We start from the raw sequence: 19,122 nt of genomic DNA on the forward strand, positions 1-19,122 counted from the left end.
AAATAGAAATAATTACTTCTTTTATCATTTATATTTACACACAAATCAAATCATTACAATAATTGTTGCCGGTAGATGGACAATGTGAACATTAAAAAATTAGCGAAGGCCCTTCATCTTTCTACTTCTACTGTTTCGAGAGCGTTTAGAGATAACAGCGATATCAGCGCCACCACCAAGGCACGCATCCTGGCCATGGCCAAAGAGCTCAATTACCAGCCCAACCATTATGCCAGCAACCTGAGGGAGCAAAAAAGTAAAACCATTGCCGTTATTGTACCCGAACTGGCCAACAATTATTTCTCGCTGGCCATACAGAGCATTGAGCGTGTGGCAAGCGCCAAAGGCTACCACATTTTGGTTTATGCCACCAACGACCAGTTTGAAAAAGAGGTTTCCTTTATCAAACACTTGCACAATGGCAGGGCCGATGGCATTATCATGTCGGTATCGGGCGAGGCCAACAACCACAATTACCTGAACGAATTGTCGAAAAAACGCCTGCCTATTGTATTTTTCGATAGGGTTTACGAAGACATTGAAACCCCGAGGGTAATTACCAACGACTACGACAGCAGCTTTGCCGCCACCAAGCACCTGATCCAACAGGGTTGCAAACGCATTGCCTACCTGGCCGTAAACAAAACCCTTTCTATTGGCAAAACACGTATGCAGGGCTATATCGATGCCCTCAAAAAATTCAAGATTCCTTTTGAAGACGAACTGATCATCGACTGTACCAACAACTACAAGGAAAATATAGACCGTTTGAAAAAGGCCTTTATCGATTTGAAACCCGACGGCGTTTTTACTTCGGTTGAGCGTTTGGCCTTTGCCACTTACTACGCCTGTTACGACATCAACCTTGTTATACCCAAAGATTTGAAGGTAATCGGTTTCTCGAGTTTGGAGATTGCACCCTTGCTCAACCCTGCGTTAAGTACCGTTACGCAGCCTGCTTCGGAGCTGGGCAAAACCGCCGCCGAACTGCTGTTTAAAATGCTCGAAAACCCCGACGATGTAACCCCAACTACGCAGCTTGTTTTGAACTCGAAACTGGTGCAGCGCGAGTCGACTTCGAAGGCCTAAAACAGGTTCAAATCAACCGCATTTTTCAGTCCCAAAAAACCGATGGTTTTTCATCAGTTTTTTCTCCGATTTTTCAAAAACGCGCAGAATCAACCCCCTCTTGTTGCAACATTATTTCATTTTCTTTTCGATTTTTCGGGAACGTTCCCGAAAACGTTCCCGAAAACATGCAACAAAACAACTTAGTGTAAAAAATACACTTAAATTTCGATTTTTGAATTGTAAAATTTTAATTATCAGTTAATTAAATAAAAAATAAACTGATTTTAAAAGAATTTAATTGCTCATTTATTTGCTTTTTAAAGGCTTTTCCCTCCATAAAATATGGCTTCAAAAAAAATTATGATATAAAATTTTGATTTTTAATCTGCGCCATTAAATTTACAATAGTGTAATACACAATTAATTATAACCAAATATTTAAACTTTAAAACGGGCTTTTTTCTATGAAAGTACTCTACCCTATTAAGCTTTGTTTGTTGATGTTTTTTGCGCTCTGCACATCGGCAGCTTATGCACAAACTGGAAGCATTTCTGGTAAAATTCTTGACGATTCCAAACTGCCTATTCCGGGGGCATCGGTTCAAGTAGACGGTACCCAAAAAATTACCGCAACCGACAACGATGGCAACTACCGCATTACGGGTTTGGCCACGGGCACTTATACCTTAACTGCAAAGTATATTGGTTTTGGCGCCACCAAATTATCGGTAACGGTAGGCACTGGCAATGTAGTGCTTAATTTTGAATTGAAGCCCGAATCGCAAAACCTGAACGAGGTGATTGTGGTAGGCTACGGTACACAGACCAAACGCGAGGTAACCGGCGCCATTGCCAAGGTAAGTGGCGATAAGCTGACGGCCTTGCCTACACCGAGTTTCGAAGCCAGCTTGCAGGGACAGGCACCAGGCGTGCAGGTAACCCAAGGCAGTGGTTTGGCAGGTAGCGGTTCTGTAATCAGGATCAGGGGTATTGGCTCTATCAGTGCCGGTGGCGATCCTTTATATGTAGTAGATGGTATTCCGATTACTTCGGATCCTTTTATTACCGGCAATCGCGGCGCGATGAACCAAAACCCTTTGGCCACCATCAATCCTAACGATATCGAATCGGTAGAGATTTTAAAAGATGCTGGTGCAGCTGGTATTTATGGATCTCGTGGCGCCAATGGCGTGATCCTCGTTACCACCAAAAGAGGAAAAACAGGAAAGCCAACCATATCACTTTCGAGCAAATTTGGCTTGAGCACCTATGCCAATAAACCTACATTTGCCAATGGTCCGGAGTGGTTGCAATTGCGCCAAGAAGCTTGGACCAACGACGGAAATACGGGTCTGGCTCCACTTCCAGGTGGTTTAACTTGGGCACAAGCGCAGCAAAACAACACCGATTGGTGGGATATTCTAACCCAAACCGGTAAATCGAACGACCAAAGCGTATCTTTTAGCCAAGGCACAGAAAAAATCAAAACCTATGTTTCGGCCAATTACAGCAACAACGAAAGCTTTTTAAAAGGCAACTCTTACGAGCGTTACGGTTTCAGGACCAATTTCGATATCAAACCAACCAACTACTTCTCCACCAGCATTAACGTAGGTTACGACAAAGGAATTAACCAACGTGTAAATGCAGCATGGAGCGGCGGTATTGGCGATGCCATGTCGACGGCACTTCCAATTTATCCGGTTTATAATGCCGATGGCTCTTTCTTTAGCAATGGAGCCAATCCGGCACGTAACCTGGGCCTATTGGATTGGAAAACCAGAAACGAGCGCATTATGGCCGGTGTAACCATGGAATTAAAGCCTTTCAAAAACTTCAGTTTAAAAGGCAGTTTCAATATGGACAATTTAGATGTGGAAGATAACATCTTTAGTCCGGCGGCGCTAAACGGCTCTACCGTGGGCAGTGCCACCTTATACCCAACCAAAATCTTTAACAGAAACTTTTCTGGAATAGCTACCTACGATTGGCAAATGGACGATAAGAGCAAAATGACCATCATGGCAGGTGCCGAATCGCAGGTTTCTTATAAAAACTATTATAAAGATGGCATAAGCGGTGGGTCAGATGCGCCTTTCTCGAGCAACCTGCAAGGCTTATATCAAGCCATGCAAACTTTGGCCGCCAATAATGGATTGGTTTACTACGCAGGTGCAAATCGTGATACCTTTGGCTCCCTTTTTGCCAGGATCAACTATTCTTACGACAACAAATACTATTTGCAAATCTTGGCTCGTAGAGATGGTTCGTCTAAATTCGGTCCAGAAAACAAATATGGCTATTTCCCTGCCGCATCGGCCTCTTGGTACATCAGTCAGGAAGATTTCTTGAAAAACAGCAAGGTCATCAGCAATTTAAAACTGAGAGCCAGTTACGGATTGGTGGGCAGCTCAAACTTCCCTCCTGCGCAATACTACCAACAGTTCCAGTTCTCTGGAAGTTATAACGGCAATCCGGTATTGTATCCAACCAACGTACAAAACCCTGCCCTGAAATGGGAAGAAGGCCGCAACCTCGATTTAGGATTGGATTTCGGTCTCTTCAATAACCGCATTTCGGGAGAATTCTCTTACTACAGAAAAATAACCACTGGTGCTTTGCTTAATGGTGGCATTTCGCCCTCAACAGGCTTCAACGCGGGATGGGTTAACGTAGGCAAAATCTTAAACGAAGGCTACGAGTTAAGCTTAAACACGGTGAACGTACAGGCCAAAAACTTTAAATGGGTAACTCGCTTAAACGTTTCGAAAAACTTTAACGAGGTACTTAGCTTAGATCAACTTACGCCTGATGCCGTTGGTGGTGGCACCAATGATACACGTATTGCGGTGGGCTACCCTATTGGCACCAATTTCTTGGTTCGTTACAAAGGCGTTGACCCTGCTGATGGCTTGCCGATCTGGTTGGACAAAAACGGCTACGAAACCAAAACCTTCTCGTTAGACAACCGTGTGCCGATTGGCAAAGTATTGCCTGATTATGTAGGCGGTCTGACCAATACCTTTACTTTTAAAGGCTTTGAACTGAACACCTTGTTTACCTTCTCTTTTGGAGGGAACCTGTACGATGGTTCGGCCAAGCGCCAATTGGGCATTGTTACCGATTGGAACATCAGGGAAGACATTGCCGATCGTTGGAGAAAACCTGGCGATATAGCCAAATTCCCTCGTCTAACCATGAACAGCGGTACTTATGCAGGCCTATCGAGCGAGTGGCAGTACAACTCTACCATGTTCTTGTACAGCGCTTCTTTTGTGCGTTTGAGAGAAGTAACCCTGGCCTACAATGTACCAGCAACTTTTGCACGTAAATTAAGGTTGCAAAACCTGAAGCTGTTTGCTACAGGCATGAACCTGCTTACCTTTAGCAAATACCCTGGTGGCGATCCGGAAATTGCGCGCGACTTTGAAAACCCGCAAGACAGGAACATGAGTCCTAACGTAACCTATTTGACTACGCCTCAGCAAAAAACGTTCACTTTTGGGTTATCAACCTCATTTTAGGCAATTGACATTAATAGACAAGAAAATGAAAATCAATTATAAAAACATTTCAAAATCATTCTTGGTACTTGCCGTGTTGACGGTTATGGGCACCGGATGTAAAAAATTCTTGGAAGCGCCATCGCCAGAATCGATTCCAAAAGACGTAGCCATAGCCGACGAAACCGGCCTGAAAGCCGAAATGAACTCGGCCTACCAAATTGTAGGTGGTGGCAACATGTTTGGCGGCAAAATACAGGTAATCAATGACATGCTAGCCGATCAATTGAACGGACAGCAGCTGAGTGGCGATTTTGGCGAAATTTTCGGCCGTAAAACCTCGGTATTCGGCGAATATAAAAATGCCATGTATACCGACATCTACCAAGCCATCTATCGCGCTAACATTGTGTTGGAGAACCTAGACAAAGCTTCTAGCCTGAAAGACAACCTCGAAGGCCAAGCCAGGTTTATCAGGGCATTGTGCCACTTCCAGGTTGTACAGCTGTTTGCCCAGCCTTATGGCTTTACCGCCGACAATTCGCACTTGGGCGTTCCGATCAGGACCAGCACCACCATCAACCCCGGTGTTCGCGCTACGGTAAAACAGGTATACGATATCATCATCTCCGATTTAAAAACCGCCGAAACGAAATTACCAGACGACAATGGAGGCTATGCGACCAAATGGGCGGCCAAAGCATTATTGGCTAAGGTTTATTTCCAAATGAACGATTTCCAGAATGCCTACCTCTATTCGAACCAGGTTATTGGCAGCAACAAATTTACCCTAGATGCCACTTATGCCATTCGTTTTTCTGAAACAGGCTCCAAAGAAAGCATTTTCAAAATCGTAAATACCAAAGGTGCCTACGAGCCGGGAGGCGAATTGAGAGGTCAGTATCGTTCTGATTTCAGCTTGCCAACCCTGCGTTTTACCACCGATTTTTACAACAGCGTAAACACGCCAAACGATGTACGCAAAGCTTTGTACGACAACGTCAAATATCCAGGCTTTGTGGTGACTAAGAAATATAATTCGGATCGTTTTGAAATTCCTGTATTGTATTTAACAGACATGAAACTGATTAGGGCCGAATCTGCCGCAGAAACCGGACAAAACCTAACCGTTGGTGCCCAAGATATCAACGACATTTTAAACAGGGCTTATGCAGGAACCAAAAGCATCCCGCTTAACTCATCGGCCAGCTTGATCAAAACCAATGCCCGTTTCGAACGCAGCATCGAGTTTGCAGCCGAAGGCAATCGCATTGCCGAGATCAAAAGAATTGGTGCCAAAGGCGAAAACATCGACAAACGTGGCGCGCCTTGGAACTGCCCAGGATTGGTGCTTCAGTTTCCTCAGGGCGAAATGGCCAGCAATACGGCTTTTCAACGTAACCCAGAGGGAGGATGTAATTAGTAGTTAATGATTGAATTAGAGAATGATTGAATTAGAGAATTAAAAAATCATGCTATCATTCAAACCCGTTCATTCAAAATTAAATAACATGAAAAAGATTAAATATATAGTACTGGTATCCATCATCGCTACCATTTGGGGATGCAAACCAGAAGAATTTGGGCCGATTGTTGGTTCGGAAGAGAATTTTCTAAAAGAAATGCAGGGCACCTGGAGCCTCACCAAGGTTACACAGGTAGATCAAAATGCGGTTTCGAACGGATGGCCTTACAAAGAATTGGACATTACCAACATTTATCCTTACAAAGAATTGGTGGCTTCCTTTCAGGGCGATGCCTCTGGCAACCCGTCTACCTTCACCATTACACCGGGCAATGCGCCAAAAATTACCGACCTCAATTCGGGCAATTGGAGCGTAGACAATGCAAAGGCACCAAGTGTAATTACGCTGAGCAATAACGGGCAAACCTCAACCCTTACCTTGGGTTCTTATGCCAACCTGAAAAACGGAAAATTCTATTTGAAAAGAGAAAAAAAGGTAAACGGCAAAACCATTCTGGTTTACCAATATGAATTCACGAAAAAGTAATCGATAAAATAGTTCGTCATGAAAAAATTAATACTATCTATCATATTTATACTGAGCGCAACCTTTGCCTTTGCACAGGTAACGCTTAGTCCGGCTACTTTTACCGCCGAAGACGAGGTAACCATTACATTAAACGTTTCTGGTACTCCGCTTGCCGGCCTAAACGACATTTACATCTGGGCTTTCTCTAACGATGGCGTTGGTGGTGGCAAAGATGCATTGACCAATGGCCAATGGGGCAACTCGGCCGATGCCGCCAAGATGACCAAAACCGGCACCAATATTTTTACGTTTAAATTTACAGGCACTACCCTTTTCGGACAAAGTCCGGCAGAGCTGATCAACTTCGGCTTCCTGGCCAAAACCAAGGATGGTACCAAGCAAACACAGGATTACAAACCTTACAAGTTCGACCCCTTGGTGTTTGTTCCTATGCAATTCAGGGTTTTCCCTTCTAAGATGGACCAAACCGATATGACTACGGTTTACTTCCATCAGGATTTAGCCACCGACCAAAACCTACAACGTATGTTCGACGTCAAAGTAAACCTCGTTTTTTACAACGATGCAACCCCTGTTCCAGCAGTTGTGGCTACGAGAACGGCATTGGTTACTGTTAAAGAATCGAACATACTGTATTCTTACTCGTTCATTCCAGAACGCTTAATCACCCTAACCGCAGGCACCAAGCTCACCAAGTTTACTTACCAGTTTACCGGAAGCGTAAAAGATGCCAATGGAGCCAATGTACCCGTGGCTGGTCCAGTTACCGAAGTAGTTTATACCCCATTTAATTAAGCTCGCATATGAAAACCAAGATATTATACACTTTATTGGCAGTTGCAACAATTGCCTTCGGCTGTAAAAAAACAGAATTCGACGAGCTGTCTAAAGGCGAAGCATTGGGCTCATTTGCAAGTACTGCGCCTGCAAACAATACCATGTTGGTGCTCAACTCGGCCACGCCAAGCAACAAGGTTACCTTTACCTGGAGCGCCGCCACACCAGGCGTAAGCACCAAACCAACTTATAAATTAATCGCAGCCTTGAAAACCGGAAGTCTTGATGCACCATTCATCGAATTTCCGGCCGATAACAATGGCACTGCAACCAGCTTGAACCTTACCCAAAAACAGCTAGACGACGCGCTAAAAGCCAAGGCTGTTGCCGATGGTGCTAAAGTTGACCTGATTTGGGCCATACAGGCTACTAATGGAACCGTAAAAGTAAATACGGCAACCATGAACATTTCCATCACGCGCATGGGCGATGGTGTGAGCAATTTCTTGCTTTATGGTCCCGTTTCTTCAAGTACGCCGGTGGTCATCAATCCAAACTCGACCACAGACTTCCTGAACTTCAAATGGCAAAAAGCTTTTCCGGGTGTAACCGCAAATGCCGTGAAATACCAAGTGAAATTTGTAGCCAAAGGAGGCGATTTCAACAATCCGATATTCACTTATACCTCCAACAATTCGGGGCTTGATTCTGCATTGGCTGTGGGCTATAAAGACATCAGTGACAAACTGACCGCAGCCGGCTATACCGATCAGGCTACACCAGTTGCCTTGCAATGGACCGTAGAAGCGACTTCGGGCAACTTTAAGAAAACCGCCGACTACGTAAACGATTTGGTGATTACCCGCGAAGTTAAAATGTTCTTGGTAGGTGGCGATACACCTGCGAGCTGGACAGCTGAGAGTGCCTTGCAAATGATTCCGGATGCGGCAAATCCTGGTACTTTCTATATCTACGTGAAACTGAATGCCGGCAACGGTGGCTTAAAATTCCTGAACCAGCAACAATGGCCAGGTGGCAGCTTAAATTCGTCAGATTGGGGCATGAAACCTGGATCGCCAGGCGATGCCTTGGTTGAGAATGAAGTCAACATTGAAAACTATGGTCCTAGCGGCGTTTACCGCGTGACCTTCGACTCAAAAAACCTGAAATACTATGTACAGGCCGATCATGGACAGATGGGCGCCGTAGGCTCGGCAACCGTAGCAGGCTGGAATCCTCCAGGTGTTTTCCCTAGTCAAGCCCTTTCGCTCATTGCTACAAATAAATTCTTGGGCTTTGTTAACTTAACTAGCGGACAAGAATGGAAAATGATCGATGGCAATGCTTGGGGCAATGGAAGCGTTTCGGGCTCTAGAGATTATGGCAAGGGCACCACTGACGGTTCCATGCTTGAAACCGGCGAATCAAACTTCTCATTTACGGGCACAACTGGCCTGAAACGTATTGTTTGGGATGGCACCGACATCAAAAACCTTAAATATTCGGTAACCGATGGTACTGTATTCCTAGTAGGTAACGCTACTGCAGGTGGCTGGGATAACTCTCCTGGTAATGCCGCACTACCGGCCATGACTTACCAAGGCAACGGCAAGTGGACAGTAACCACAAACCTTGCTGTAGGCGAGTTCAAGTTTATCTTTACCAAAGGCAACTGGGATTACAACTATGGTGGTGCAGCAGGTGTTATCGCAGAAGGTGGCGCCAATATTGGCATTACTGTTGCGGGCAATTATACCGTGGTTCTAGACGAATACAACAGAACCTATACGCTGACCAAAAATTAAAAAACATAAAAACTGTTATAAAAGCCTTCCGAAAATTCGGGGGGCTTTTTTTCTTGTGAAAAACACCGCATACCAATTAAAAATCCGGTCTGATTTAGGCCTAAATAGTGTATAAAATACACTTTACAAAAAACCGATGTTTTAACTATAGATTCAAATCTTTAACATCAAGGAATTGTTAAGGAATAAAAAACTCAATTTTAATTTTTTATTTCAAAAAAGGCACATATATTGGTAGACTTTTTTTACCGATTTACTAAACTAAAAAACAAAAAATGATAGTTATTGCAGATGGTGGATCAACCAAAACCAATTGGTGCCTGATCAATGAAGCCGGAAGAAAAATCCATTTTAATACCGAGGGCTACAACCCTTATTTTTCTAAAGGCGATTACATCGAAAGCTCCCTGAGAAATTCTTTGCCCGATCATTTAGAACCCGAAAAACTAACAGAAGTTTATTACTACGGAGCGGGCTGTTCTACCGATGCGAACAAAAAAATCGTTGCCGATGCCATGCAAAAGGTTTTCGTGAATGCGAAAATCAATGTTGGCCATGATTTGCTGGCTTCTTGCCGTGCACTTTTAGGCGACGAAGCAGGTTTTGCTGCCATTTTGGGTACCGGCACCAATACTTGTTTATACGATGGTAACGACATTACCTTGAACATTGATTCTTTAGGTTATTTCCTAGGCGACGAAGGCAGCGGCAGCTTCATCGGTAAACGCATCTTGGCCGACTACATGAAAGGTTACATGCCCAAAGGCCTAAGAGAAAGCTTTTACGACAACTATGCCTTAACCAACGAGGATATTTTCGACCATATCTACAACAAACCGTTGCCTAACCGTTTTTGCGCAGGCTTTAGCAAGTTCATTTACGATTTCAAGGAAAACTACGAAGATTATACCACTTCTGTAGTTGATTACGGTTTTACGGCTTTCTTCGAGAACTTGGTTATCCATTACCCTAACTACAAAGATCACGAGTTAAACTGCGTAGGTTCTGTAGGCTATAGCTTCAGGGATATTTTAAGCATTGTGGCCGATCGCTATGAAATGGGCGTTGGCAAAATCATCCGTTCGCCAATAGACGATTTAGTAGAATACCATCTGAGCAAAAAGTAATTTCATACAATCACAAAATAAAATCCCCGAAGCAAAACTCCGGGGATTTTTTATTTAAGTTCAAGGATAAAGCCAAAAGACCAAAGTCTAAAGCTTATCCTCCAAAGAATTCAACAATAACAACAATTTAACAATGGAGCTATCATCCGAAAAGGCAAAAGTCCAAAGACCAAAGTCTAAAGCCTATCCCCTAAACAATTCAGCAATAAAAACAATTTAACAATGGAGCTATCATCCGAAAAGCCAAAAGACCAAAGCCTAAAGCTTATCCCCTAAACAATTCAACAATAACAACAATTTAACAATGGAACTCTCAAAGCAAAAAAAATCCCCGAAATAATCGAGGACTTTTGTTTAGGTTGGTTTTTAGTTTAGGTTTATTGTACAATGATTTTTCGGCTGTAGTTTTTGTTGTCTACCTGTAGGACTAAAATATACATGCCAGAAGTAATGTTGTTCTTAGAAAGCTCCCAAAAAAATTCCTTTTTGCCAGCATCTTGTGCTTGTTTACTGATCAGCACGGCTAATTGCTTGCCGGCAAGGTCTATCACCCTTAAACTTACATTGGCTCTATCGGTTAACTGATAGGCAATCGTCGTAGAAGTAGCGGCTGGATTGGGATAGTTGGTAAAGTTGATCACCTGAAAAACGCCAAATGGATTATACTCCCAGCTAGACTCGTTGTTGAGGTCGGCGCTTAGGAAACCTTCTGTAGTTAGGCTATCTGCATTTACCTGAGCTACGCCCAAGTAAGGCAAAACACCACTCGATTGCGCCTGGACCTTGGTGTCCATCACAATTAAGCCAACAAAAAGTAAAATAATCTGGTAGAGTTTTTTCATTCAATAAGGTTGATAGTGTAAATATAACACATCGAAACTAATTTTTATATGAAAATATAATATTTTTTTCAAAGCTACGTTAGCAAGCTTTGTTTCAAAAAACCAAGAAGCTAACTGCGTTGTTTTAGAAAGAAATAGCCTTTCCAAAGAGCTTGGCATACTTCCGTTTATCGAACTTGTATAAGGTAGCGGCCCTGAACGAAACGCCTTTCTGCTTCTCATCCAGTTCCTTGAGCACGCCGAAGCTCAGAATCTTCTTCCTGAAATTACGCTTGTCCAGTTTTTTGCCTAAAATGAGCTCATAGACATGCTGTACCTGAGTTAGGGTAAATTTCTCTGGCAAAAGTTCGAAAGCAATAGGCAGGTGCTTAATGCGGCGCTTGATTTTTTCGAGCCCCTTATCAAAAATATGCTGATGGTCGAAACCCAATTTAGGCAAATCTTTCACATTGATCCACTGCGCTCTTTTGGCATAAGAAGTCAGTGGTTTCAGGGCCTTGTCTCCGCCCAGGCGCAACATGGCATAGTAAGCCACGGTGATAACCCTGCCCTGCGGATGTCGGTTTACTTCGCCAAAAGTATAATACTGCTCCATGTAGATATCGCTCAAACCGGTAAGCTCATGCAAAATACGCAAAGCCGATTGGTCGAGGCTTTCATTCACCCCTACCAGGTTGCCCGGCAGGGCCCACCAATCTTTAAAGGGCTCTTCGTTGCGCTCTATCAATAGGATCTTAAGTTCGCCACCATCAAAGCCAAACAATACGCAGTCGATGGAAACAGCCGAATTAAATACAGGTAATACTTCTTTCAAAACACTAACGTTTTAGATATGTAAATATGAGAACAAAATAAAGACACTTGCTCGGTTAATCCATAAAAATAATAAAAAAAAATTACTTAGTGTAATTAATACACCTTATATTCGTGTATTATAATGAAACAAGACCTTAAAAATATTGCAGTACTTACTTCTGGGGGCGATGCGCCCGGCATGAATGCCTGCATTAGAGCCGTTATTCGCACCGGTATTTACCATGGCAAAAACATGTTCGGGGTAATGCAGGGCTATCAGGGATTAATAGACAACAACATCATTCCGATGGATGCCCGTTCTGTAAGTAACATTTTACACATGGGCGGCACCATCCTCAAAACGGCCAGGTGCCTGGCTTTTAAAGAAGAGGCGGGCATGGAACTTGCCTTCAAAAATCTGCAGGAAAAAGAAATAGACGGACTGGTGGTAATTGGTGGCGACGGCACCTTTACCGGGGCCAAGCGTTTTGGCGAAAAATACAACATCAACGTAATTGGCGTACCCGGAACCATCGATAACGATTTGAGCGGCTCCGACTTTACTTTGGGCTATGATACAGCCATCAACACCGTAATCGAAGCTATTGATAAAATCAGGGATACGGCCGATTCGCACGACCGTTTGTTTTTTATCGAAGTAATGGGCAGGGATTCAGGCTGCATTGCCTTAAGAACTGCCGTGGCAAGCGGTGCCGAAGCCGTGCTTTTGCCCGAAAGAGAAACTTCGCTCAAAGAGCTGATTACTAAACTAAAGGCAGGCGCTTCGACCAAAAAATCGTCGAGCATTGTGATTGTATCTGAAGGCAACAAATATGGTGGCGCCTACGATATTGCCAAAAGCGTAAAAAGAAAGTTCACCCACTATGATACCAAAGTAACTATCTTAGGGCATTTGCAACGTGGGGGCAGCCCTAGTGGCTTCGATCGTATTTTGGGCAGCCGTTTGGGCTATGCGGCAGTCAATGCGCTGATAGCCGGCGAAAGCATGCAGATGGTTGGACTTTACGGCAATGCCATCAAGCTAACCAGCTTAGAAGATGCCTTGAATACGCACAACTATAAATTGGAGAGTGATTTACTAGAAATGACCCACGTTCTATCCATTTAATCAACAAACCAATGATAGCAGTAGTTTATAGCGGATCTAAAAGCGCCTTCTGGAAAATCTCTAACGAGGGCAAAACCGTAGCAGAATGCACCATACCGGGCATCAACCCTTGTTTTAACGACCCCAAGCACATCCTTTACCTGCTTAACAAGGAGATTACCCTGATCAACCACGCCGAACGCATCAAGAAAATCTATGCTTTTGTAGCTGGAACTTCTTCGCCAGGCATGCAGGAATCGATGGCAAACACCTTAGGCCAGTTTTTCAGGAACAGCAAAATCAAGGTAAACGACGATTTATATGGTGCTTCTATCGCGGCCTGCTACAACCAAAGCGGTATTGTAGGCATTTTGGGAAGCGGGGCCAACTGCGCCTATTTTGATGGCAAACGTCCGGAACAGAACAATTTTGGCCTAGGCTATATTTTGGGTGATGAGGGTTCTGCCAATTACTTGGGCAAGATCTTGCTGAAACAGTACCTCGAAGACAAGTTGCCTCAGGATTTGAAGAAGCAGTTTGAAGAACGCTACAACGTTGACCGTCCGCTTGTTTTGGAGCGCATCTACAAAAAACCCAACGTACAGAATTACCTCAGCTCTTTTTTAGAGTTTTATATCGACAAGAGAAACAACAAATACATTGAACAGCTGATTGACCAGGCTTTCGAGCGCTATTTCAGCACTTACCTGATGCCAACGGTTAAGCAGCATCCAGGCCAGGAAATCCACTTTGTGGGTACTGTTGCCGGCACTTTCCAAGACAGGCTAAGGCTGGTGGCCCAAAAGCACGACGTTCATATCATTACCATAACAAAAGAACCAATACATAATTTACTTCATTATTATTCAAATTAAATACAATGACTAAAGTAGGAATAAACGGATTTGGCCGTATCGGCAGACTTGTTTTCAGAGCCGCCTTGAAAAGAGGCCTCGACATTGTTGCCATTAACGACCTGATCGAGCCAGATTACATGGCTTATATGCTAAAATATGACACTATCCACGGCCGTTTTGACGGTACCGTAGCGGTAAAAGACGGACATTTGGTAGTAAACGGCAAAACGATCCGCATTACTGCCGAGAAAGATCCGGCTAATTTGAAATGGGACGAAGTTGGTGTAGAAATCGTGATCGAATCGACCGGTTTGTTCTTAACCCGTGCCGATGCCAACAAACACATTGCCGCTGGTGCCAAAAAAGTGGTATTCTCTGCTCCTGCAAAAGATGACGACATCCCAACTTATGTGATGGGCGTAAACCACGACCAATTAACTGCCGATCAAACCGTGGTATCGAATGCTTCATGTACCACCAACTGCTTGGCTCCTATTGTGAAGGTATTGCACGACAACTTTGGTGTAATTGAAGGCTTGATGAGCACTGTACACGCAGTAACTGCTACCCAAAAAACGGTTGACGGTCCTTCGGCCAAAGACTGGAGAGGTGGCCGTGGCGGTTTCTCTAACATCATTCCTTCATCAACAGGCGCTGCCAAAGCGGTAACCAAGGTAATTCCTTCGCTAAAAGGCAAATTAACCGGCATGTCGTTCCGTGTACCTGTGGCTGATGTTTCGGTGGTTGACTTAACTGCGCGTTTAGAAAAACCAGCTACTTACCAACAAATTAAGGATGCCATGAAAGCTGCATCGCTTGAAGGTCCGTTGAAAGGCGTTTTGGGTTATACCGAAGACGAAGTAGTTTCTTCAGATTTTATCGGCGACGACCACGCTTCGATTTTCGATGCTGGCGCAGGTATTTCGTTAAACGACAACTTTGTAAAAGTAGTTTCTTGGTACGACAACGAGTGGGGCTATTCTTCGGCCTTGGCTAAGTTTGTAGAGTACTATGGCTCTTTAAAATAGTTCCGGTTTATACCGTATCAAAAAGGCAGTGTCTATTGGCATTGCCTTTTTTTGTTTTAATCAGCCACTGATTAACAGATTTTTAGTTGTCATTAGTTTTAAGCTTAGCAATAAATCTCCGTTTACTTTCAATCGCCCTTGGCTGATGCGGCAGGTATACTTTTACCAAAGTAGGACCAGACCCCAAACCGCAACACTGTACGTACGCCATACGGAATATCATTTAATCTGTTAATCTGTAGCCAAAGTTTAGTGGTATACCTCGCCCGCCCTACATTTAACAAAAATTTAACACCTTTCCGGCCGCAGCCTCAAATATTGGAACTATTTTTGCATTTAGTATCGGAAAAGCGCTTGGAGAAGCAATTTGTCATGTCAAAAACATGAAATGGAATATTGCGTTTTTTAATAGTGTACTTTTTACACTATCAGAAATTATTTCTATATTTGCACTGTGATGGCTCTGAACACTGGGCATCGCGTCAAAAATTGACAGCATATATTTCTCTGCCTTTGTGCAGGAAATTTTAAAGATAACCCGTTCATACAGGTTTATATTTGGTTAGAAAAAGAGACATGCGTGGATGCGATGTCTCTTTTCTTTTTTATAGCCAATTATGCGCTGTTTTGAAGCAATAGAAACAGACTGTAGTTAGAGTAGTTATTTAATCTGTTAATTATTTATTTTCAAACTTACAGTTTTGAAGTAAGTTTTGCTAGTCTCTCGTCCCTGTCATCCCCTATCTCGTCCCTATTTTAACTTTTAAACTTAGCTCTCGTCCCCGCCTTTTTATATCATTCCATTATCAACAAGGCTATAATAGCCTTCATTGCTTATAATCAAATGATCCCAAACTGTTACATCTAACAACCTTCCACCTTCAACCATTTTCCTTGTCAATTGAATATCTGCATCACTAGGCTTTATGTTCCCACTTGGGTGGTTATGGCAGAGAATTATCGAGCTAGCGTTAGCTTTTAAGGAAATAGCGAAGATTATCTTAGGATCAACCACTGTACCGCTAACTCCACCTTGAGAAATATCAGCAATCCCTAGCACTCTGTTATTTCTGTTTAGCAGAACCACCTTGAACTCTTCTAACAATTCTATCTTTCCCTTACTCCATCTTGATAGAAGCAAACTGTAAGCCTGTCCTGATGTAGTGATCTTAGGCCTTTCTAATGCCTTGAATTTTGGCCTGTAGGTTACTTCAACCTCTGCCACTTTGAATGTGTTTTCTTGTTGTACCATATTTTTATTAATTATGGTACGAGGGCAAGCTTTCAGCTCAATTAAGCAAAGGCAGGAACGGAATAAATAGACTGAGGGTAAGGGCCACGTGAGCGTTTATGCCGGAATTCCTTTAGGCGTATTGAGCAGACAAGCTTAAATTTGTTGAGTGATTAATGATATATACTATTATTTTTCATCCATTTTTAGTTCAAAAAACTGTTATATAAGGGTAAGACTAGATTTTGGATGAGCTAGGCATTCATTAGGTCAATATTCATTTTTTTGTTAATATTCCTTATTAATACCAGTAAACAAAATTTTGGATATTGAGTTGGGATGGTTTATTGGTTTGCCTCTTTGCCCTCTATTATTTACAAGGTCAGTAGCCGAAATGACTAATGAAATTGACCTTATAAACAATTCAGTGCCGACCTTTCCTGCAAGCAAGAAAGCAAGAGCCACAATGCCTTAATTTCACTTAGATAGTTTGTTGAACTCGTTGTAAAGCCAATCTATATAATCTAAAAGCTCAGCTCGGATAGTTTCGCTATCGGCACCTGATCTAATTTGTATTCCTTTATCTGTAACATAGGTTTCGTGTTGGGTATTAAGCAAAGTAAACATTTCGTAATATTTATCAAACAACCAATCTCTAAGAAACAAATTCTTATCAACCATTTTCTTCCTTTCATTTCTAACTTTGTCATTGGAATGAAAATGTTCAAGATCATAAATACTAGAATTATCCTTCGGAAAGCCAATGATGTCTAGCACGATATCTAAATTGTTTACACAGACATTCGACAAATCAATACCTTTCTCCTGTAATTCATCCAACAAGCATTGTTGCTTAAATTCTTCAAAGAGCAGGTTCGCTAAATGTTCCCTCATTATTGTTGTTTTTAAAACTAAGCCTATTTTCAATTATTATTCATCCATGGAGCTTTCAAGTTCCGTTAGCATTTTAATAAGCTCTTGAACGTCGGATTTGTCAAGCGTAATAAAATTTCCATCGTATGGTGCATCAAAGTCTTTGGCACTGATATTTATGTATACTTGGCCTTTATCGTTAAGGTAACAATTCATTTCGTTGTTGTTGTCGTCTTCAAATATTGTTCTAATAGCCATGCTTTAAATGATGTTTAATGGTTTATTAATTTATTTTATCTATTCAAATAAAGATATGAAGATTAAGTTATTCGATTGATAGATGTTTAAAACTTACATCATACCCTATATTCAGAGTTCACTTTTAAAATGGATCATCTTTTCTAACAGTTCCCTTTGTTTAATTCTGTAGTAATCGACTTCTTTACATCTCATTTCTAATGTTACTTCATCTACAAACTCGTCTACCTGTATGTTAATTAATCGATTATATTCTGTATCTAACGCCTCAATATTAGATGTAAGGTATCTTGAAAAATGTAAGACAAAATCTCGTGGCGTAACAAACTTAATATCTTTGCCATTGATAGCTAACAAATGGTTTTCCTTTCCAGTAGCAAGATTAGTCATGCGATACAAGCTTTCGAATTCAATCCCGCTATCTTTTAATTGGGAATGAAATTTCAATCCAATCAATCCTGATAGAAGTTTATATGTGCTTTCTCTTTCCTCTATTGCCATAATGAATGCTGACTATGTGCATGTTTTCCCATTTAATCATTGCCTAGAAAAAAAATAAGTCCCATTAATCAAATTATCTTTTACCCTTTTGCGTATTGTATAGCGAACTTCTTGTTTGTATACCTTTATACTTTCTATCCCCATTTTATCATAAACAAAATCAACAATGCTTTTATTGTCAAGAAGCAATATTAACGCTTTGGCATTTAGATTACTAGCTTGATCTATAAAGTAACTATAGCCATCTTGAGGCCTTGATGAAGATTTTATTACATCAATGATGTAGGGTATAATTTCATTTAACTGTTCTTCATTAATTAAAAAGTATTGGAATGCGGTAGTACGCAACTGTTCATTTTCGCCTTTCGCTTCTAATGCCTTCAGGAAAAACTTATTAATGGCTTCGGATTTTCTCATTAAGAACATGGCACCTAAAGTATTGATAAGCGCTTCGTCTTTAGTTTTGTTAACTTCATTTACGATTAGGCTGATTTGTGATTCGGAGAGATCGATTTCTGGGTTTGCCTGTAATGTTTGAAAGCCCATTATAATCTTAATTCTATCTTGACTTTTCAAATTCTCTAGTAAAGCTTGTTTTTGTTTTGCTTTAGTTTCAGCTATTTTACTATCAACCAGAGATTTGATTTGTGGCTCTATTCGTTCTTTTGCTACATCAACAATGAATTGATCAAGGTTTTTATTGTCAAAAACAGTATTAATGCTTCTTGTAGCTTCTTCCTTCGCTATTAACGTTGAAGTATTTTTGACTTCGGAAATTTGATTAATGGCATCAAGCTTGGTTTGCCCAACGGAGTTTCGAGTCTCATTTATAAGCGCCATTGCTTCGGATTTCATCACGGCTTTTGCTTCATTAAGCTCACTTTTCATTTCTGCTATCTCATCTTTCATATCCTTTCGCTGTTCTCTGAAGTCATCTCTCATTTCTTTTCCATTGGAATAAATTAAAAGACCAAGTACTATAGATACTGCGCCTGCGCCTGCTAATGCGAATTTAAAAAGGCTGATTAAACTTCGATAATGAAGTTCTTCTTCAGAAGGTGCACGATTTGCCATTGAGAGTTGAGTTAATTAAATTTTATTCTAAGATATGAATTTGGTTAAATATGTATTGCACACAAGACAAAGACGCCAAAGTCAAGCAATATCCATTTTTTGTTAATATTTCTTATTTTAATACCCTTGAGTAAAATTTCGGATATTGGGTGAGCTGGCTTTTGTAATTGCTTGTTAGCCCTGTACTGTTTAAAAGGTTAGTAGTTGAAATGATTAACTAGGTTGACCTTATAAACAGGTGAACATTAGTTTGCTCC

17 protein-coding genes are annotated in these 19,122 nt (G+C 41.8%); 10 read left to right on the plus strand and 7 right to left on the minus strand.

What is annotated here, in order from left to right; translation table 11 throughout:
* The first annotated feature begins 75 nt into the window (after positions 1-75).
* The 7 genes from VRU48_RS07975 (at position 76) to VRU48_RS08005 (ending at position 10,298) form a co-directional block, all read left to right on the plus strand.
* On the plus strand, positions 76-1,089 hold the full coding sequence (locus VRU48_RS07975; protein WP_330107394.1) for a LacI family DNA-binding transcriptional regulator: 1,014 nt from the start codon (positions 76-78) through the stop codon (positions 1,087-1,089).
* A 446-nt stretch (positions 1,090-1,535) separates the two neighbouring features.
* Positions 1,536-4,595 (plus strand): SusC/RagA family TonB-linked outer membrane protein, encoded by a 3,060-nt coding sequence (locus VRU48_RS07980; protein WP_330107395.1) that lies wholly within the window; start codon positions 1,536-1,538, stop codon positions 4,593-4,595.
* 25 nt (positions 4,596-4,620) lie between these two features.
* The gene (locus VRU48_RS07985; RefSeq protein WP_330107396.1) at positions 4,621-5,997 is read left to right on the plus strand and encodes a RagB/SusD family nutrient uptake outer membrane protein; all 1,377 of its coding nucleotides are present in this window, start codon (positions 4,621-4,623) and stop codon (positions 5,995-5,997) included.
* Between the two features lie 88 nt (positions 5,998-6,085).
* Positions 6,086-6,586: a DUF5004 domain-containing protein gene (locus VRU48_RS07990; protein ID WP_330107397.1), complete on the plus strand. Its 501-nt coding sequence runs from the start codon at positions 6,086-6,088 to the stop codon at positions 6,584-6,586.
* An 18-nt stretch (positions 6,587-6,604) separates the two neighbouring features.
* Positions 6,605-7,384: a hypothetical protein gene (locus VRU48_RS07995; RefSeq protein WP_330107398.1), complete on the plus strand. Its 780-nt coding sequence runs from the start codon at positions 6,605-6,607 to the stop codon at positions 7,382-7,384.
* Positions 7,385-7,392: 8 nt separating this feature from the next.
* Positions 7,393-9,171, plus strand: coding sequence for a SusE domain-containing protein (locus VRU48_RS08000; protein WP_330107399.1), 1,779 nt, complete (start codon positions 7,393-7,395; stop codon positions 9,169-9,171).
* 275 nt (positions 9,172-9,446) lie between these two features.
* On the plus strand, positions 9,447-10,298 hold the full coding sequence (locus VRU48_RS08005; RefSeq protein WP_330107400.1) for an N-acetylglucosamine kinase: 852 nt from the start codon (positions 9,447-9,449) through the stop codon (positions 10,296-10,298).
* Between the two features lie 377 nt (positions 10,299-10,675).
* Here VRU48_RS08005 and VRU48_RS08010 read toward each other — a convergent pair whose 3' ends face one another.
* Entirely contained in the window at positions 10,676-11,140 is a 465-nt protein-coding gene (locus tag VRU48_RS08010; protein WP_330107401.1) for a T9SS type A sorting domain-containing protein, read from the minus strand.
* A 124-nt stretch (positions 11,141-11,264) separates the two neighbouring features.
* Positions 11,265-11,954, minus strand: coding sequence for an NUDIX hydrolase (locus VRU48_RS08015; protein ID WP_199141936.1), 690 nt, complete (start codon positions 11,952-11,954; stop codon positions 11,265-11,267).
* Between the two features lie 123 nt (positions 11,955-12,077).
* Between VRU48_RS08015 and pfkA the strand changes: the two genes are divergently transcribed.
* The 3 genes from pfkA to gap are packed head-to-tail and all read left to right on the plus strand — an operon-like array spanning position 12,078 to position 14,928.
* The gene (gene pfkA / locus VRU48_RS08020) at positions 12,078-13,064 is read left to right on the plus strand and encodes a 6-phosphofructokinase (RefSeq protein ID WP_199141935.1); all 987 of its coding nucleotides are present in this window, start codon (positions 12,078-12,080) and stop codon (positions 13,062-13,064) included.
* 11 nt (positions 13,065-13,075) lie between these two features.
* Positions 13,076-13,918, plus strand: coding sequence for a hypothetical protein (locus VRU48_RS08025; protein WP_330107402.1), 843 nt, complete (start codon positions 13,076-13,078; stop codon positions 13,916-13,918).
* Between the two features lie 5 nt (positions 13,919-13,923).
* On the plus strand, positions 13,924-14,928 hold the full coding sequence (gene gap, locus VRU48_RS08030) for a type I glyceraldehyde-3-phosphate dehydrogenase (protein WP_330107403.1): 1,005 nt from the start codon (positions 13,924-13,926) through the stop codon (positions 14,926-14,928).
* Between the two features lie 790 nt (positions 14,929-15,718).
* Here gap and VRU48_RS08035 read toward each other — a convergent pair.
* From VRU48_RS08035 to VRU48_RS08055, 5 genes are all read right to left on the minus strand, one after another.
* The gene (locus tag VRU48_RS08035) at positions 15,719-16,180 is read right to left on the minus strand and encodes a JAB domain-containing protein (RefSeq protein ID WP_330107404.1); all 462 of its coding nucleotides are present in this window, start codon (positions 16,178-16,180) and stop codon (positions 15,719-15,721) included.
* A 456-nt stretch (positions 16,181-16,636) separates the two neighbouring features.
* Positions 16,637-17,053, minus strand: coding sequence for a hypothetical protein (locus VRU48_RS08040; protein ID WP_330107405.1), 417 nt, complete (start codon positions 17,051-17,053; stop codon positions 16,637-16,639).
* A 36-nt stretch (positions 17,054-17,089) separates the two neighbouring features.
* Positions 17,090-17,290, minus strand: a complete 201-nt coding sequence (locus VRU48_RS08045) for a hypothetical protein (RefSeq protein ID WP_330107406.1) — start codon at positions 17,288-17,290, stop codon at positions 17,090-17,092.
* A gap of 111 nt (positions 17,291-17,401) precedes the next feature.
* Positions 17,402-17,791: a hypothetical protein gene (locus VRU48_RS08050; RefSeq protein WP_330107407.1), complete on the minus strand. Its 390-nt coding sequence runs from the start codon at positions 17,789-17,791 to the stop codon at positions 17,402-17,404.
* 36 nt (positions 17,792-17,827) lie between these two features.
* Entirely contained in the window at positions 17,828-18,865 is a 1,038-nt protein-coding gene (locus VRU48_RS08055) for a hypothetical protein (protein ID WP_330107408.1), read from the minus strand.
* Positions 18,866-19,122 lie beyond the last annotated feature (257 nt).

This window comes from Pedobacter albus (genome assembly GCF_036324255.1).
Lineage (GTDB): Bacteria > Bacteroidota > Bacteroidia > Sphingobacteriales > Sphingobacteriaceae > Pedobacter > Pedobacter albus.

What these genes read in the sequence shown, in the direction of transcription:
- VRU48_RS07975 (WP_330107394.1), top strand. Translation starts at nt 76, where the DNA reads ATGGACAATGTGAACATTAAAAAATTAGCGAAGGCCCTTCATCTTTCT.
- VRU48_RS07980 (WP_330107395.1), top strand. Translation starts at nt 1,536, where the DNA reads ATGAAAGTACTCTACCCTATTAAGCTTTGTTTGTTGATGTTTTTTGCG.
- VRU48_RS07985 (WP_330107396.1), top strand. Translation starts at nt 4,621, where the DNA reads ATGAAAATCAATTATAAAAACATTTCAAAATCATTCTTGGTACTTGCC.
- VRU48_RS07990 (WP_330107397.1), top strand. Translation starts at nt 6,086, where the DNA reads ATGAAAAAGATTAAATATATAGTACTGGTATCCATCATCGCTACCATT.
- VRU48_RS07995 (WP_330107398.1), top strand. Translation starts at nt 6,605, where the DNA reads ATGAAAAAATTAATACTATCTATCATATTTATACTGAGCGCAACCTTT.
- VRU48_RS08000 (WP_330107399.1), top strand. Translation starts at nt 7,393, where the DNA reads ATGAAAACCAAGATATTATACACTTTATTGGCAGTTGCAACAATTGCC.
- VRU48_RS08005 (WP_330107400.1), top strand. Translation starts at nt 9,447, where the DNA reads ATGATAGTTATTGCAGATGGTGGATCAACCAAAACCAATTGGTGCCTG.
- VRU48_RS08010 (WP_330107401.1), bottom strand. Translation starts at nt 11,140, where the DNA reads ATGAAAAAACTCTACCAGATTATTTTACTTTTTGTTGGCTTAATTGTG.
- pfkA (WP_199141935.1), top strand. Translation starts at nt 12,078, where the DNA reads ATGAAACAAGACCTTAAAAATATTGCAGTACTTACTTCTGGGGGCGAT.
- VRU48_RS08025 (WP_330107402.1), top strand. Translation starts at nt 13,076, where the DNA reads ATGATAGCAGTAGTTTATAGCGGATCTAAAAGCGCCTTCTGGAAAATC.
- gap (WP_330107403.1), top strand. Translation starts at nt 13,924, where the DNA reads ATGACTAAAGTAGGAATAAACGGATTTGGCCGTATCGGCAGACTTGTT.
- VRU48_RS08035 (WP_330107404.1), bottom strand. Translation starts at nt 16,180, where the DNA reads ATGGTACAACAAGAAAACACATTCAAAGTGGCAGAGGTTGAAGTAACC.
- VRU48_RS08040 (WP_330107405.1), bottom strand. Translation starts at nt 17,053, where the DNA reads ATGAGGGAACATTTAGCGAACCTGCTCTTTGAAGAATTTAAGCAACAA.
- VRU48_RS08045 (WP_330107406.1), bottom strand. Translation starts at nt 17,290, where the DNA reads ATGGCTATTAGAACAATATTTGAAGACGACAACAACAACGAAATGAAT.
- VRU48_RS08050 (WP_330107407.1), bottom strand. Translation starts at nt 17,791, where the DNA reads ATGGCAATAGAGGAAAGAGAAAGCACATATAAACTTCTATCAGGATTG.
- VRU48_RS08055 (WP_330107408.1), bottom strand. Translation starts at nt 18,865, where the DNA reads ATGGCAAATCGTGCACCTTCTGAAGAAGAACTTCATTATCGAAGTTTA.